Origin of the sequence: Paraburkholderia sp. Tr-20389, from assembly GCF_017104565.1 — a bacterium.
In the GTDB taxonomy this organism is placed as follows: domain Bacteria; phylum Pseudomonadota; class Gammaproteobacteria; order Burkholderiales; family Burkholderiaceae; genus Paraburkholderia.
The window spans coordinates 267,385-283,020 of the sequence record NZ_JAAGPD010000002.1; the positions used below are offsets into that span (position 1 = coordinate 267,385).

Here is a 15,636-nt window from a genome sequence, read left to right on the forward strand (position 1 = left end):
ACACTTCATCAGGTAACACATATGACAACGACAGTTTCCGAAGGCATCCGCATTCGTGGCGTCAGCAAACGCTACACGCAACAGGGCGAGGCAACCGGCACGCTGCTCGTGCTCGACGACATTTCACTCGATATCGCGCAAGGCGAATTCATCAGCGTGCTCGGCGCGAGCGGTTGCGGCAAGTCGACGCTGCTGCGTCTGGTCGCGGGACTCGACAGCGACTATCGCGGCGACATCAGCGTCGATGGCGAGCGTGTGCGCGACACGTCGCTCGAACGCGGCATCGTGTTTCAGGATCACCGGCTGTTTCCGTGGCTGACCGCATCGCAGAACATTCTCGCCGCGTTGCGCAACGCGCCGCTTTCGCAGCAGCAAAAGCGCGAGGCCGTCGCCGAGCATGTCGCGCTCGTCGGTCTGGAAGGTTTCGAGAATGCGTATCCGCATCAGTTGTCGGGCGGGATGGCGCAGCGCGTCGCGATTGCCCGAGGGCTCGTCAACCGGCCCCGCGTGCTGCTGCTCGACGAACCGTTCGGCGCACTCGACGCGCTCACGCGCGGCCGTCTGCAAAACGAGTTGCAGCGCATCTGGCAGCACGAACGGATCACGATGATTCTCGTCACGCACGACGTCGACGAGGCGATCTACCTTGGCGATCGCGTCGTCACGATGGCGCCGCGTCCCGGCCGCGTGAAGCGTATCGCGCAGATCGATCTGCCGCGTCCGCGCGAGCGCAGCGATACGCGTTTTGTGCAATTGCGCGAGCAGATACTGGCCGACTTCACCGAGCGGCCGGCGTCCGCCCCAAACGACACGCCCCGCAACGGTCATAGCGCAACCATGCATGAACCGCGCATCGGCGAATGGCGTCTAGCCTGGTGACATCCGAAGCAAAACCCGAGTTCTTTCGACGTCGATCAAGGACACTACAGTGAGCGAAGCACGACCCCATCAACGACAGATCAGCCTCGGCGCGTTCCTGATGGAAACGGGACACCACATCGCCGCCTGGCGTCATCCCGACACGCACGCGACTGGCGGCCTCGACTTCGCGCACTATGCGGAACTCGCGCAGATCGCGGAGCGCGCAAAGTTCGATGCGATCTTTTTCGCCGACAGCGTCAGCGTGCGCGACACGAATCTTCCTTCGCTATCGCGCACGGCGCGTGCCGATCATTTCGAGCCGTTGACGCTGCTGTCCGCGCTCTCCGTCGTCACGAAGCACATCGGCCTGATCGCCACCGTCTCCACGACCTTCAACGAGCCGTACAACGTGGCGCGCAAGTTCGCCTCGCTCGATCATCTGAGCGGCGGCCGCTCGGGCTGGAATCTGGTCACGTCGAGCACCGAAACGGAAGCGCACAACTTCGGCTTCGACCGGCATCCCGACCACGCGCAGCGCTACGAGCGCGCGAAGGAATTTCACGACGTGGTGACGGGCCTGTGGGACAGCTGGGACGACGACGCGTTCATCCGTGACAAGGAAAGCGGCGTCTACTTCGATGCCGACAAGCTGCATGTGCTCGAACATCGCGGCAAGCACTTCAAGGTACGCGGACCGTTGAACGTCGCGCGTTCGCCGCAGGGACGGCCCGTCGTGATTCAGGCGGGCGCGTCCGACGCGGGCAAGGAACTCGCCGCACAGACGGCGGAAGTGATCTTCGTCGCACATCAGACGCTGGACGAAGCGAAGGCCTTCTATCGCGACGTGAAAGGCCGGCTCGCGCGCTATGGCCGTCGCCCCGAGCATCTGAAGATCATGCCCGGCATCTTTCCCGTGATCGGCAGAACGCAGCAGGAAGCACAAGACAAATTCGACGCGTTGCAGAACCTGATTCATCCGACCGTCGGCCTGTCGTTGCTGTCGAACATGTCGGGCGGCATCGATCTGTCGAAGTATCCCGTCGACGGTCCCGTGCCCGAACTGCCCGAGACCAATGGCGGCAAGAGCCGGCAGCGGCTGCTGCTCGATCTCGCCCGGCGCGACAATCTGACGATACGCCAGCTATATTTGCGCATTGCCGGCGCACGCGGACATCAGCAGGTGATCGGCACGCCGCAGAGCATCGCGGACCAGTTGCAGCAATGGTTCGAAGAAGAAGGCGCCGATGGCTTCAACATCATGTCGCCGTGGCTGCCCGGCGGACTGAGCGAATTCGCCGAACTCGTCGTGCCCGAGTTGCAGCGTCGCGGCCTGTTCCGCACGGAGTATTCCGGCAATACGCTGCGCGACCATCTCGGACTGCCGCGACCGAAGAATCAGTTCGCGGCTCAAGAAACGCCGGTTGCGCAGACTGCCTGATCTCAATCTAATGGTGCGGCTTTCAAAGCCGCACCATTGTCGCCCTATAGCCGTCCCGGACGCGGATCGGCAACGAACCCATCGCGGTTCGGCATATGAATGGACGCCAGCGAATGTGCATCGAGACGTGCATCGTCGGGCACGATGCCGTTCTGATTCAGGATCCACGCGCTGACGGCATACACTTCGTCGGCGCTGAGCGATTGCGGCGCGTTGTACGGCATCGCGCGACGGATGTAGTCGAACAGCGTCGTCGCATACGGCCAGTAGCTGCCCACCGTGCGCTTCGGATTCGCGCTCGCGAGCGTGCCGCGTCCGCCGACCAGCTGATCGCCGATCAGCCCTTCCCCTTTCGCGCCGTGACACGCCGCGCATTTGGCCGCGAAGATCTTGCCGCCCATCGCGACATCGCCGCTGCCTGCGGGTAGACCGCGGCCATCGGGCGCGACGTCGATGTTCCATACGGCGAGGTCGGCATCGCTGATTGACGTGCCGATCGCATCGGCGGACTTGCGCAGATGATCGTCCAGCGCCGGCTGCTTCGATGCCGTCAACGAAGCCGAGCACGCCGCCAGCAATGCCGCAGATAACGATACGCTCACCACGCCGCGAATCGGCCGGGAAGCGCGGAACACAGGCTTAGGCATTTTTCACGCTTCCATCGGCGCCGACGCGCCACTGGTGAATCCCGTTGTAGTGGTAGTTCGAGTTCAGGCCGCGCGCCTGCACCAGGGCCTCGCGCGTCGGCTGCACGTAGCCGGTCGAATCCGTCGCGCGCGACAGGATCGCGGCCGGTTCGCCGTTCCAGACCCAGCCCAATTGAAAGCGCGTCAACGCGCGATCGCGTGCCGGTTCGTCGAGCGCCGCGTCTTGCCATGTTTTGCCGCCATCCGTCGACACTTCGACGCGCCGAATCGCGCCGCGCCCCGACCATGCGAGACCGACGATCGGATAGAACCCGTGCACCGTCAGCCGATGCCCCGCCGAAGGCCGCGTGATCACCGACTTCGCATCCATCTCGAACACGAACTGGCGCGCGCGTCCGTCCGGCAGCAGCCCCGTGTATTTCGAGGTTTCCTCGCGCGTCTCCAGCGGCGCATCGACGATCTTCAGTCGCCGCAGCCACTTCACATTCGTATTACCTTCGAAGCCCGGCACGATCAGCCGCAACGGATACCCATTCTCCGGCCGCAAACGCTCGCCGTTCTGCGCATAGACCACGAGCGCGCGGTCGAGAATGCGGTCGAGCGGCAGACTGCGCGTCATCGAAGAAGCATCGGCGCCTTCCGCGAGCAGCCATTTAGGCGAGCGCCCATCCGTCGCCGTCGCGAGTCCGCCCGTTGCTTCGAGCAAGGTGGAAAGACGCACGCCCGTCCATTCGCAGCACGACAGCAGTCCGTGCGTGATCTGCACGGGCAACCCGGTCGGCCCTTTCCACTCGCTCCCGGTGTTGCCCGAACATTCAAGGAAATGAATCCGCGACTCGGAAGGCAGCCGCAACAGATCGTCCATCGTGAACAGCTTCGGCTCGCGCACGAACCCGTGCACGACGAGCCGGTGCTGATCGGGATCGATATCCGGCACGCCCGCATGATGGCGCTCGTAGACGAGACCGTTGGGCGTGATCGTGCCGTGCAGGTCCGCGAGCGGCGTGAGCGAGGATGCCGCGCCCGGCATCGGCCACGCGCGCGCTGCGCGGCGTACGACGTTCGCTTCACGCGGCGACGGTTGCCCGTATGGATGGTCGAGAATCGGCGCACCAGGCGTCTGCGTCCACGGATCGACACTCAGCGGACGCAACAGCGTCGCCGCCTTCACGTTCGGCGCGACGAGCGCGGAAAGCGCCAGCCCGCCGAGCATCCGGCGGCGTGGCGAAACGGGAGCAGTCTTCGAATCAGGAATCGGCGGATTGGACATGAGCGAACCCGGTGATGCGCGAGCGAGCGCCGGAGGCAGAACGACGCCGCCCGCCATCGAGCAGACGCGTCGCGACGAACTGCAGCGCCGAGCACAGCAGCAGATAAACCAGACCGACGAACAGGAAGATCTGCACGGGATACACCATCAACCGATTGTTGACCTGGTTCGCGAGGAACGTGAACTCGGGCACGCCGACGATGTACGCAAGCGACGTATCCTTGATCAACGACACCCACTGGTTCACGAACGACGGCGTCATGATCCGTACTGCCTGCGGCAAGAGCACATAGCGCAGCGCCTGCCAACGGGTGAGGCCAAGCGATGCCGCCGCCTGTCCTTGACCCGCGCCGACGGCGGCGATGCCCGCCTGCACCGAATGCGACAGGTAAGCGCCGCCGATCAGCGCCAATGCGCAGACCACCGTCGCGAGTCCGGGCACGTCGATATGCAGCAGCATCGGCATCAGGAAGAACGTCCAGAAGATCAGCATCAGGACGGGAATGGCCCTGAAAAAGCCCACGATCGCGACGAGCGCGAGATGTGCAGCGCCGCGCGTCATCGACAAGGCGATGCCTGCCGCGAGGCCGATCACACCGGACAACAGCGCCGACACGACCGACATGACCAGCGTCAACGCCGCGCCGCCGAGCGGACCATGGGGAAACGTGCCGAGCAGCAGATAGCGCAGCGTCGGCAGCCAGTCGACTTCGCTCATGTCGCACCCCGCTGCCATGCGTGCGCGCTGCGGCGCTTCCACAGCAGCAACGCGACTTCGATCGCTGCAATGGTCGCGATATAGAGAGCGGTTGCGGCGCCGAACGCCTCGAAGGTCTTGAACGTTTCGGTATCGATCTGTCGCGACGTATAGGACAGTTCCGCGAGACCAATCGCCATCGTCAGCGACGAGTTCTTGACGATATTCATGTATTGCCCGGCAAGCGGAGGTGTCGCGATGCGGATCGCCTGCGGCAGGATCACATGGCGGAACGTGGCGAACGGCGTAAGCCCCAGCGCGGCCGCTGCCTGATATTGCGCAGTCTTGACACCACGTATGCCCGCACGAAACTCTTCGCCGACGAAAGTCGTCGCATAGCAGGTCAGACCTACCCAGCCCGCGACGAACTCGAACGGCGGCCATGCGAGCGTGAACACACCCAGCGAAATCGCATGCGGCGCGTTCAGCCATTCCATCGTGGATTGAGGAAGCAGCGTCGCCGCACCGAAGTACCAGAACAGCAGTTGCACCAGCAGCGGCGAGTTACGGAACACGAGCACATAGAGCGATGCCGCACGAGCCACGACGCCGCTGCGGGCATTGCGCGCCAACGCGAGCGAGAAGCCCAGCATCGTCGCCGTGACGATCACACATGCGGAGAGCAGCAACGTCAGCCCAAAGCCGTGTACGAGCCACGCGACGTACTTCGGTTCCAGCCAGGCGTTCATCGCGCGATCAGCTCTTCTGCGGATCGCCGATCTTGAACAGACGCGGCAGCGGCGCGCGGCTGGTCGGGCCGAACCACTCGTCGTAGATCTTGCCCGCCGAGCCGTTCGCTTCGAGGCCCTTGAGCGTGTCGTCGACCACGTTCAGCAGACGCGTCTCGCCCTTCGGCACGCCGACGCCTTCGTAGTCGTTGGAAATTGTGAACGGAGAAATCTCGTAGTTGCCCTTGTCCGGCACGTTCGCGAGCAGCGCGACGAGCTTAGGACCGTCCTGCGTGATCGCCTGCACGTTGCCCGTGCGCAACGCGGCGAAGGCGAAAGGCGTGTCGTCGTAGGCGACGATGGTCGCGCCCGGGAATTGCGCACGAACCTGCTGTTCGTTCGTCGTACCCTTGTCCGCGCCGATGCGCAGGCTGTTCAGCTGTTGCGGCGTTTTCAGCACACCCTTCTTCGCGATGAACTGCGTACCCGACGCGAAATACGGCGTGCTGAAATCGACTTCTTTCTTGCGCTCGTCGGTGATCGTGAAGTTCGCGAACACCAAGTCGACCTTGCCCGACTTCAGGAACGCGATGCGGTTGGCGGGATTGGTCGGCTGGATTTCCAGCTTCACGCCGAGCTTGTTCGCCACGGCGCGCGCATAGTCGACATCGAGTCCGACGATCTGATTGCTCTTCGGATCGACGAAACCGAACGGCGGATTGCTGTCGAAGGTCGCGACGCGCAGCACGCCCGCTTTCTTGATGTCGTCGAGACGGTCGGCGTGCGCCGCGCTGGAGACGGCGAGCATCAACCCCATGATGACTGCGCCGGCGAATCGGATTTTCATGTTGTGGCCTTCTGATGGTTATGCGTGTAGCGAGTTGCCGCGACTTTAGCAACGCGCCTGCTCGCGACGAACCAATAAATCGTCACGAGCAAAGCGGTACACGTCATATGCGCTGCGTACGCAGCGCTTTACTTCTCAGAAGAGTCCGCCGTCTTCAGTTGGCCATCCCAGCCGCCGCCCAGCGCTTTCACCAGCATCACCGAGTTCTGCAGCGCCGTGCTGCTGTAATCGAGCGCGGTCTTGCGGTCCTGCACTTGCGTCAACTGCGTATCGAGCATGTCGATGCGGCTCGACGTGCCCGCCGCGAAATTGCGCTGCTGGCTCACCGCAAGTTCGCCGCTGCGCTGCGCGACATCGTTCGATGCCGCCGCCTGGCGGGACGCGATCTGCACCGCGCTCAGATAGTCTTCGACGTCCTGAAACGCGCTCAACACCGTCTGCCGATACGCGGCCACTTCCTGATCGTAGTTGGCCTTCGCGTTGCGCACGGATGCAGCCGTTGCGCCCGCGTCGAACACGGTCTGCGCCACGTCGAGTCCGAGCGACCAGAAACGCGTCGGCAGCGACACGAGATGCGCGAGCGACGTGCCGCTCCAGCCGCCATCGGCGGACAGCGTGATGGTCGGGAAATAGCCCGCCTTCGCAACGCCGATCTTCGCGTTGTATTGCGCGACCGTGCGTTCCGCCTGCACGATGTCGGGACGCCGCTGGAGCAGCGTGGACGGCAACGCCGCCGGCATTGTCGGCAGCGCGAAGCGGTAGTCGGCCTGAACCGGCAGCGAAAACGCGGCGGGCGCTTCGCCGACCAGCACGGCAAGCGCATGCTCGTACTGACGCCGCGTGAGCTGCGCGCTCGCGATGCTCTCGTCGATGGTTTGCAGCGTGTTGTGTGCGGTGCGCACATCGTCATACGATGAAACGCCCTGCTTGTACTTCGCTTCCGTCAGCGCGAGCAGTTCCGCGTCGATACGGCGCTCTTCCGCGAGCAGCGCGAGATCGGCATCGGCAGCCCGCACGGTGAAGTAATCGACGGCCAGCGTGGCGAGCACGCTCAGGCGTTCGCCCGCCAGTTGCGCATCGGACGCCTGCGCGCTCGCCTCGCTGGCTTCGACCGAGCGCCGCACGCTGCCCCACAGGTCCGGCTCCCAACTGGCTTCGAGTTCCGCCGACACGCTCTTCGACGCATAGCTGCTCACGCTGCCGCTCGACGAAACCTGCGTCGTGCTGCCGCTGCCCGACCGCGTGCCCGAACCGGCGAACGAAACGGTCGGAAACAGGCTCGCGCGCGCGGACGACACCTGCGCGCGCGCCGCGCGATACGCCGCGTCGTATTGCGCCAGCGTCTGGTTCGCTTTCAGCGCGCGTTCGCACAGTTCGTTCAGCGTGTCGTCGCCGAACATCGTCCACCAGCGGCTGTCGAGCGCGGCGGCGGGATCGGGTTGCGCCTGTTGCCACAGACCGCTCGCATCGGGGCTGTTCATTTCCTTGAACGTCGCGGGCACGGCGACATCCGGGCGCTTGTAGTCGGGGCCGACCGCGCAGCCCGCGCACAGCGCCGCAATGGCCGCAGCCACGATCGTTCGATGCAGACGCCGCATCGTGCGCGTCGGTGTGTCCATCATGATGGGGTTCCGTTACGTGAGGCGCGCCGGCCGTTGAAGCGGTCGAGCCAAAGATAGATCACGGGTGTCGTGAAGAGCGTCAGCGCCTGGCTGACCATCAGGCCGCCGAGGATCGCGACGCCGAGCGGATGACGAAACTCGTGCCCGTAGCCCGAACTGACGATCAGCGGCACCGCGCCGAGCAAAGCGGCAAGCGTCGTCATCATGATCGGCCTGAAGCGCGTGAGACACGCCTGGTAGATCGATTCCTCCGCGCTGGCCGCATGTTCGCGCTCGTAGGTGACGGCGAAGTCGACCATCATGATCGCGTTCTTCTTCACGATGCCGATCAGCAGCACGATGCCGATCAGCGCGATGATCGACAGCTCGTAGCCGCATACATACAGCGCGATCAGCGCGCCGAGACCTGCTGAAGGCAGGGTCGAGAGTATCGTCAGCGGATGCACGAGGTTCTCGTACAGAATGCCGAGCGCGATATACACCGCAATCAACGCACCAACGATAAGCAGCAGTTCGCTGCCGCCCGATTGCTGCATCTGCGCGCCTTGCCCCGCGAACGACGGCAACACCGTGTTCGGCAGATGCAGTGAAGCGACAGCGCTCTTGATTGCCGCGTTCGCATCGCTCATCGATACGCCTTCGCGCAGGTTGTACGAGAGCGTGACGGCGGGAAACTGGTTGTCGTGTGCGATGGTGACGGGCGCATGCGACAGCGTGCGCTTGGCAAGTGCGGACAGCGGCACGAGCGTGGCGCTAGAACTTGTCGAAGAACTCGACGAGGTCGACGAAGACGTACTGCTGCTGGAACTGCTTGCCGTGGTGGCAGGCACATACAGCGTATCCAGCGTCTTCGGATCCTGCCAGTACTGCGGCGCGACTTCCATCACCACGTGATACTGATTCGCCGGCCCGTAGATCGTCGCGATCTGGCGCTGGCTGAACGCGTCGTTCAAGGTATCGTCGATCGCTTCGAACGGCACGCCCATGCGCGCCGCCGCGTCGCGATTCACCTGCAGCATCATCGAAAGACTCGCGCTTTGCACGTCGGCATTCACGTCGCGCAGTTGCGGCAACGCGCGCAGCTTCGCTTCGATACGCGGCAGCCATGTATCCAGTTCGGTCTGGTTCTCCGCCGTCACCGTGTACTGAAACTGCGCCGCGCTTTGCCGCGCGCCGAACATCAGATCCTGCGCGGATTGCAGCAGCAGGCGCACGCCGGGCAGATCGGCCGTGCGGCGGCTCAGATCCGCGATGACCTGATCGGCGCTCTGCGTGCGCTCCGACAGCGGCTTGAGCGTGACGAACATCATACTGTTGCTGACGGCATTGCGTCCGCCGACATAGCCGGACACGGACTGCACATTGGGGTTCTGCAACATGCGCTTGTTGATTTCGTCGAACTTTTGCTTCATCGCCTGAAACGAAATGCTCTGCGATGCCTGGATGTTGCCCATCAGCCGCCCGGTGTCTTCCGTCGGAAAGAAGCCCTTCGGCATCACGGCGACCACGCCGACGTTCGCGAACAGCAACAGCACGGTGACGGCGAGCATCGTCTTCGGATGACGCAGCGCCCAGCGCAGACTCTTTCCATACCCGCGCTCGACGCGCTGTCCCAAAGCCGCTTCGCCATGCTTCGACGGCGCGTGGCGCAGCAGCAGGCGGCCCAGCGTCGGCGCGAGCGTCAGCGAAATCACCATCGAAATCATGATCGCGATGGCGAGCGATACGGAAAACTCCCGGAACAACCGACCGACGATGCCGCTCATCATGATCAGCGGCAGAAACACGACCACGAGCGACACGCTGATGGTCAGCACCGTGAAGCCCACTTCGCGCGTGCCGTCGAGCGCGGCGGCGAGCGGGGTCTTGCCCTGATCGAGATGCCGCATGATGTTCTCGACGACCACGATCGCATCGTCGACCACGAAGCCCGTCGAGATCGTCAGCGCCATCAGCGACAGATTGTTCAGGCTATAGCCGAGAAAGTACATCGCCGTGAACGTGCCCGCCAACGCGAGCGGCACGGTGATCGCGGGGATCAGCGTGCTGCGCCAGTCGCGAAAAAACGCATATGACACGGCCGTCACCAGCAGCACCGACGCGAGCAGCGAGAGTTCCACGTCGAGCACCGACGAGCGGATCGTCTGCGTGCCGTCGAGCACGACGCCGAGCTTCACCGTCGACGGCAGGCTCGCCGAGAGCTGCGGCAGCGCGGCGCGGATTGCATCGACGGTCTTGATGACGTTCGCATTCGGCTGCTTCGACACGATCAGCAGCACGGCAGGTTTGCCGTTCGCGAGACCGTAGTTGCGCAGGTCTTCCGTCGACTTCACCACTTGCGCAACGTCCGACACATGCACGATCGCCCCGTCATGCGTGCGGATCACGAGCGGCTTGTAGTCGTCGGCGTTCGGCAGCTGGTCGTTCGCCGTCACCACGTAGTGCTCGCCGTTCATGCTGACGGCGCCCTTCGGCAGATCGACGCTCGCATTCGCCAGCGCGGTGCGCACGGTATCGAGCGCGATGCCGTAATGGCTCAGTTGATCGGGATTCAGTTCGATCCGCACGGCGGGAAGCGCGCCGCCGCCCACCGTCACATCGCCGACGCCGGGCACCTGAAGCAGCTTCTGTTGCAGCACCGACGACGCATAGTCGTACATCTGCCCGACGCCCACCGTATCCGACGTGAGGCCGACGATCATCACGGGCGCCGCCGCAGGATTCATCTTGCGATAGGTCGGCGTTTGCGTGAGCGTCGTCGGCAGATTGCTGCGCGCCGCGTTGATCGCGGCCTGCACGTCGCGTGCCGCGCCGTCGATATCGCGGTTCAGATCGAACTGCAACACGATCTGCGACGAGCCCGACGAGCTTTGCGAGGTCATCTGCGTCAAGCCGGCAATCGAGCCGAACGCGCGTTCGAGCGGCGCGGTCACCGTCTTCGCGACCGTGTCGGGATTCGCACCCGACAACGTTGCGCTGACCATCACGACGGGAAAATCCACGGACGGCAGCGCGGCGACGGGCAGCAGCCGGAACGCGACGATGCCGAACAGCGCCAGACCGAGCGCCAGCAGCATCGTGCCCACCGGCCGGCGGATGAACGGAGCGGACAGGTTCATCGTGCGCCCCTTAGCTCGCGTTCGCGTCGTCGGACGGCGTGATCGCGGCGCGCGTCGCGAAGCGATGCAACGCGAGGAAGATCACGGGCGTCGAGAACAACGTGAGCAACTGGCTCACCACCAGGCCGCCGATGATCGCAATGCCGAGCGGCTGCCGCAACTCGTGGCCCATGCCCGTGCCGAGCGCGAGCGGCAATGCGCCGAACAGCGACGCGCACGTCGTCATCAGGATCGGGCGGAAGCGCAGTTCGCACGCACGGCGCATCGCGTCCAGCGCGGAAAGACCGAGCGTGCGTTCCTGTTCGAGCGCGAAGTCGACCATCATGATCGCGTTCTTCATCACGATGCCGACCAGCAGCACGATGCCGATCAGGCCGATGATGTCGAGTTCGCCGCCGCACAGCAGCAACGCGGCGAGCGCGCCGCACGCGGCGGACGGCAAGGTCGACAGAATGGTCAGCGGATGCACGAGGCTCTCGTACAGCATGCCGAGCAGAATGTAGACGGCCACCAGCGCGCCCACCAGCAGCAACGCTTCGTTCCCGAGCGACGAGCTATACAACTGCGCGGCGCCTTCGAGATTCATCTGCACGCTCGCGGGCGGATTCAGCTTCGCTTCGATGGCTTCGATGCGGTCGATGGCCGTGCCGAGCGTCACGCCTTGCGCGAGATTGAACGACACGTCGGCGTACGGAAACTGCGCCTGGCGCTGAATCGTCAACGGCGCTGCGCCCACCGACGCGCTTGCGATGCTCGACAGCGGCGCGAGCGTAGAAGAAGACGTCGACGTGGAAGACGTGGAAGACGTGGAAGACGTGGAAGACGTGGAAGACGTAGAAGAAGATGAAGAAGACGACGACGAACTGCTCGACGTCCCCACATACATGCCGTCGAGCAATGCGAGCGGCGACTCGCCAACCAGCCGCACATCCGCACCCAGCGTCACGTGATACTGGTTCACGTGCGTATAGATGGTCGAAATCTGCCGGTCACCGAACGCGTCATAGAGCGCATTGTCGATGTCCTGCGCCGACAGCCCGAGACGCGATGCCGTCGCACGGTCGAAGTCGAACTTCAGCACATTGCCTTGCTGCTGCGCCTGACTCTGCACGTCGGTGAAAAGCGGATCGGCGCGCATCGCGGCGAGCAGGCGCTGCGTCCATTCGGCGAGTTCGGCGCGGTCGGTGGCCTGAACGCCGACGCGGTAGCTGTTTGCGTTGATCTGGTCATCGAGCGTCAGATCCTGCACGGGATGCAGATACAGCTTGAGATCCGCGCGCTGCGCCGCATCGCGTGTGAGCCTGTCGATCACGTCTCGGCTCGACGCGCCGCCGTTCTCTTTCAGGCTGATCAGCATGCGTCCCTGGTTGAGGGTCGCATTGTTCTGATCGATGCCGACGAACGACGACACGCTTGCCACCGCGCTATCGCTGGCAATGCGGCCCGCCAGCGTGCGCGTCGACGCCGCCATCCGTTCGAACGACGTGCGCGGCGAGCCGAGCGAAATCCCTTCGATCAAACCCGTGTCCTGCTGCGGAAACAGCCCCTTCGGCAGCAGCATGAACAGCGCGACCGTCAGCAGCGTCGCCAGCCCGACGAGCGCGAGCACGGCCAGGCGATGCGCAAACGCCCAGTCGAGCGCGCGCAGATAACCGCGGTTCAGCCGCGCGAGCCAGTCGTTCGCGTTCGCGTCGCTGTCGCTTGCGGCGTGATCCGCGCGCAGCATGCGGGCCGCCATCATCGGCGTGAGCGTCAGCGACACCCACGCTGAAATCACGATCGCAATCGCGAGCGTCAGCGCGAATTCGCGGAACAGCCGGCCGATCACATCCGGCATGAAGAACAACGGAATCAGCACGGCGACGAGCGCGACCGAGATCGACAGGATCGTGAAGCCGATCTGCCGCGCGCCCTTCAGTGCGGCATCGAGCGGCGTCTCGCCGTTTTCGATGTGACGCATCACGTTTTCGAGCATCACGATCGCATCGTCGACCACGAAGCCGGTCGCCACCGTCAACGCCATCAGCGTGAGGTTGTTGACCGAGAAGCCGAGCGCGTAAATGCCGGCGACCGTGCCCACGAGTGCGAACGGCACCGTCACCGCAGGAATCAATGTGAATTCGAGCCGGCGCAGAAATACGAACACGACCATCACGACAAGCGCAATCGCCGCCGCCAGTTCCATCTTCACGTCATGCACCGACGCGCGGATGGTCTGTGTGCGGTCGCTCAGCACGTTGATCTTCACCGTCGCGGGCACCGACGCGCGCAATTGCGGCAACAGCGCTTCGATCCGGTTCACGACGTCGATCACGTTCGCGCCCGGCTGGCGTTGCACGTTGATGATGATCGCAGGCGTTGCGCCGCTCCATGCGGCCTGACGCGGGTTCTCCGCCATTTCCGAGAGCTTCGCGACATTCGACAGCCGAACGGGCGCGCCGTTGCGATACGCGAGCACGAGGTCCGCGTAATCCTCGGCGGACGTGAGCTGATCGTTCGCATCGATGGTGAAGGCCTGCAGCGTCCCGTCGATCGTGCCCTTCGCGCTGTTCACGTTCGCGTTGCCGACTGCCGTGCGCACGTCTTCGAGCGACAGGCCCATCGCGTTCAACGCACGGGTGTCGGTCTGCACGCGTACGGAGGGCCGCGCGCCGCCCGACAGCGTGACGAGCCCGACGCCCGACACCTGCGAAAGCTTCTGCGCAATGCGCGTGTCCGTCAGGTCTTCGACACGCGTGAGCGGCAACGCATCCGACGTGACGGCGAGCGTGAGCACCGCCGTATCGGCGGGATTGACCTTGCTGTAGACGGGCGGATAAGGCAGGTTCGACGGCAGCGTGCTGTTCGCGCTGTTGATCGCGGCCTGCACTTCCTGCTCGGCTTCGTCGAGGTTCGTCGAGGTCTGGAACTGCAGCGTGACGAGCGACACGCCGAGCGAACTCGTCGAGTTCATGCGCTTGAGCCCCGCCATCTGCCCGAACTGCTTTTCGAGCGGCGCGGTAACGGACGTGCTCACCACATCGGGCGATGCGCCCGGATATTGTGTGTAGACCTGGATCGTCGGGTAGTCGATTTCGGGCAACGCGGACACGGGCATCAGCCGATACGCGATCAGACCGATCAGCAACAGGGCGAGTGTCATCAATCCCGTCGCGACGGGACGGCGAATGAACGGGCGGGAAATATCCATCGGTTTCTATCGGTCTGAAAGCGCGCGTCAGTTGCGGACGATCTTCACGGCGCTGCCGTCGTCGAGCTTGTCCGCACCGTCCAGCACGATTGCGTCGCCCGCTTTCAGGCCGCCCTGCTCGATCACGGTGGCGTCGTTGTACGAGACACCCGCCGTCACGTGGCGCAATGCGACCTTGCCGGCGTTCTTCTTCACGTCGGCGGCGTTCATCGTCAGCACGAAATCGCCCGACGCGCCGTGCTGGATCGCGACCGTCGGCACCGTCAACGCGTCGTGCAGCGTGCCGACCGTCATCCGCACATTGACGAAGCGATTCGGGAACAGGCGGCCGTCATGGTTCGGCGCACTCGCCTTGAGCTTGACGGTGCCCGTCGTCGTGTCCGCCTGGTTGTCGATGGCGGCGAGCGTCGCGTGATCGAGCACGGTGCGCTTGTCGCGCGCGAAAATCTCGACGGGCAACGCGCCCTTGTCGCGGAACGCATCCACGACGTCGCCCATCTTGTCTTCGGGCAGTGCGTAGACGACGGTGGTCGGCGAGTCGCTCGTGATGGTCGCTATGCCCGTCGTGTCGCTCGTCGTCACGTAGTTGCCGGCGTCGGTGGAGAGCAGGCCGATCGTGCCGTCCATCGGCGCGACGATGTCGCAATAGCTCACCTGCACGCGCAGATTCGCGACGCTGCCCTGATCGGCCTTCACGGTGCCCTGATACTGGCGCAGCGTGGCGCGCTGCGTATCGAGCGTCTGACGCGAGATCGAGCCGCCGTCGATCAGCGTTTCATAGCGCGTCAGGTCGGCTTTCGCGTTCGCGAGCAGCGCTTCGTCGTGTTCGAGCGTGCCTTGCGCTTCGAGCAGTTGCGCGCGCAAGGCGCGCGAATCGATCCGCGCGATCGGCTGCCCCGCTTTCACGCGCTGGCCTTCCTTCACGAGCACGGCTTCGAGCGTGCCGTTGACCTGCGTTTTGACGGTGACGGTTGCGCGCGGCGTGACGGTGCCGAGTGCGTCGAGTTGCAGCGGCACGTCGGCGCGCTGAACCGTGCCGATCGTGACGGGCGTTTCTTGCGCAGCCGGACGCTGCGGCTTGTGGAACGCAGCGTACGCCTGCCACACGATGACGCCGGCAGCGGCAATGCACGCGACAACCAGAAGACGACGGGATGGACGATTGAATTTCACGCGATGATGGATCGGCGCTCAGGCGCTGAACACGGAACGGAAGG

11 protein-coding genes are annotated in these 15,636 nt (G+C 64.2%); 2 read left to right on the forward strand and 9 right to left on the reverse strand.

Annotated elements, in window-relative coordinates:
* The first annotated feature begins 21 nt into the window (after positions 1–21).
* Together G3N95_RS05540 and G3N95_RS05545 are read left to right on the forward strand one after the other, a co-directional pair.
* Positions 22–879 carry an ABC transporter ATP-binding protein gene (locus G3N95_RS05540; RefSeq protein ID WP_205968978.1) on the forward strand — a complete coding sequence of 286 codons (858 nt, stop codon included), beginning with the start codon at positions 22–24 and terminating at the stop codon, positions 877–879.
* 49 nt (positions 880–928) lie between these two features.
* Positions 929–2,299 carry an LLM class flavin-dependent oxidoreductase gene (locus G3N95_RS05545; protein WP_346778359.1) on the forward strand — a complete coding sequence of 457 codons (1,371 nt, stop codon included), beginning with the start codon at positions 929–931 and terminating at the stop codon, positions 2,297–2,299.
* 44 nt (positions 2,300–2,343) lie between these two features.
* On the opposite strand, the gene G3N95_RS05550 is transcribed toward G3N95_RS05545, so the two are convergent.
* The 9 genes from G3N95_RS05550 to G3N95_RS05590 form a co-directional block, all read right to left on the reverse strand.
* A complete protein-coding gene (locus tag G3N95_RS05550; RefSeq protein WP_205968979.1) occupies positions 2,344–2,946 on the reverse strand; it encodes a cytochrome c in 603 nt (200 codons plus the stop codon).
* Entirely contained in the window at positions 2,939–4,216 is a 1,278-nt protein-coding gene (gene soxC / locus G3N95_RS05555; protein ID WP_205968980.1) for a sulfite dehydrogenase, read from the reverse strand. Before soxC ends, G3N95_RS05550 begins: the two co-directional genes overlap by 8 nt.
* The gene (locus tag G3N95_RS05560) at positions 4,194–4,934 is read right to left on the reverse strand and encodes an amino acid ABC transporter permease (protein ID WP_205968981.1); all 741 of its coding nucleotides are present in this window, start codon (positions 4,932–4,934) and stop codon (positions 4,194–4,196) included. Before G3N95_RS05560 ends, soxC begins: the two co-directional genes overlap by 23 nt.
* A complete protein-coding gene (locus tag G3N95_RS05565; protein ID WP_205968982.1) occupies positions 4,931–5,662 on the reverse strand; it encodes an amino acid ABC transporter permease in 732 nt (243 codons plus the stop codon). The genes G3N95_RS05560 and G3N95_RS05565 overlap by 4 nt, the downstream gene beginning before the upstream one ends.
* Before the next feature lie 7 nt (positions 5,663–5,669).
* Positions 5,670–6,488: an ABC transporter substrate-binding protein gene (locus G3N95_RS05570; protein WP_205968983.1), complete on the reverse strand. Its 819-nt coding sequence runs from the start codon at positions 6,486–6,488 to the stop codon at positions 5,670–5,672.
* A 128-nt stretch (positions 6,489–6,616) separates the two neighbouring features.
* Positions 6,617–8,110 carry an efflux transporter outer membrane subunit gene (locus G3N95_RS05575; protein WP_205968984.1) on the reverse strand — a complete coding sequence of 498 codons (1,494 nt, stop codon included), beginning with the start codon at positions 8,108–8,110 and terminating at the stop codon, positions 6,617–6,619.
* Entirely contained in the window at positions 8,107–11,229 is a 3,123-nt protein-coding gene (locus G3N95_RS05580) for an efflux RND transporter permease subunit (protein WP_205968985.1), read from the reverse strand. Before G3N95_RS05580 ends, G3N95_RS05575 begins: the two co-directional genes overlap by 4 nt.
* A gap of 10 nt (positions 11,230–11,239) precedes the next feature.
* Positions 11,240–14,419, reverse strand: coding sequence for an efflux RND transporter permease subunit (locus G3N95_RS05585; RefSeq protein WP_205968986.1), 3,180 nt, complete (start codon positions 14,417–14,419; stop codon positions 11,240–11,242).
* Positions 14,420–14,446: 27 nt separating this feature from the next.
* Entirely contained in the window at positions 14,447–15,592 is a 1,146-nt protein-coding gene (locus G3N95_RS05590; RefSeq protein ID WP_205968987.1) for an efflux RND transporter periplasmic adaptor subunit, read from the reverse strand.
* Positions 15,593–15,636: the final 44 nt, after the last annotated feature.

What these genes read in the sequence shown, in the direction of transcription:
- G3N95_RS05560 (WP_205968981.1), bottom strand. Translation starts at nt 4,934, where the DNA reads ATGAGCGAAGTCGACTGGCTGCCGACGCTGCGCTATCTGCTGCTCGGC.
- G3N95_RS05585 (WP_205968986.1), bottom strand. Translation starts at nt 14,419, where the DNA reads ATGGATATTTCCCGCCCGTTCATTCGCCGTCCCGTCGCGACGGGATTG.
- G3N95_RS05550 (WP_205968979.1), bottom strand. Translation starts at nt 2,946, where the DNA reads ATGCCTAAGCCTGTGTTCCGCGCTTCCCGGCCGATTCGCGGCGTGGTG.
- G3N95_RS05565 (WP_205968982.1), bottom strand. Translation starts at nt 5,662, where the DNA reads ATGAACGCCTGGCTGGAACCGAAGTACGTCGCGTGGCTCGTACACGGC.
- G3N95_RS05540 (WP_205968978.1), top strand. Translation starts at nt 22, where the DNA reads ATGACAACGACAGTTTCCGAAGGCATCCGCATTCGTGGCGTCAGCAAA.
- G3N95_RS05575 (WP_205968984.1), bottom strand. Translation starts at nt 8,110, where the DNA reads ATGATGGACACACCGACGCGCACGATGCGGCGTCTGCATCGAACGATC.
- G3N95_RS05570 (WP_205968983.1), bottom strand. Translation starts at nt 6,488, where the DNA reads ATGAAAATCCGATTCGCCGGCGCAGTCATCATGGGGTTGATGCTCGCC.
- soxC (WP_205968980.1), bottom strand. Translation starts at nt 4,216, where the DNA reads ATGTCCAATCCGCCGATTCCTGATTCGAAGACTGCTCCCGTTTCGCCA.
- G3N95_RS05580 (WP_205968985.1), bottom strand. Translation starts at nt 11,229, where the DNA reads ATGAACCTGTCCGCTCCGTTCATCCGCCGGCCGGTGGGCACGATGCTG.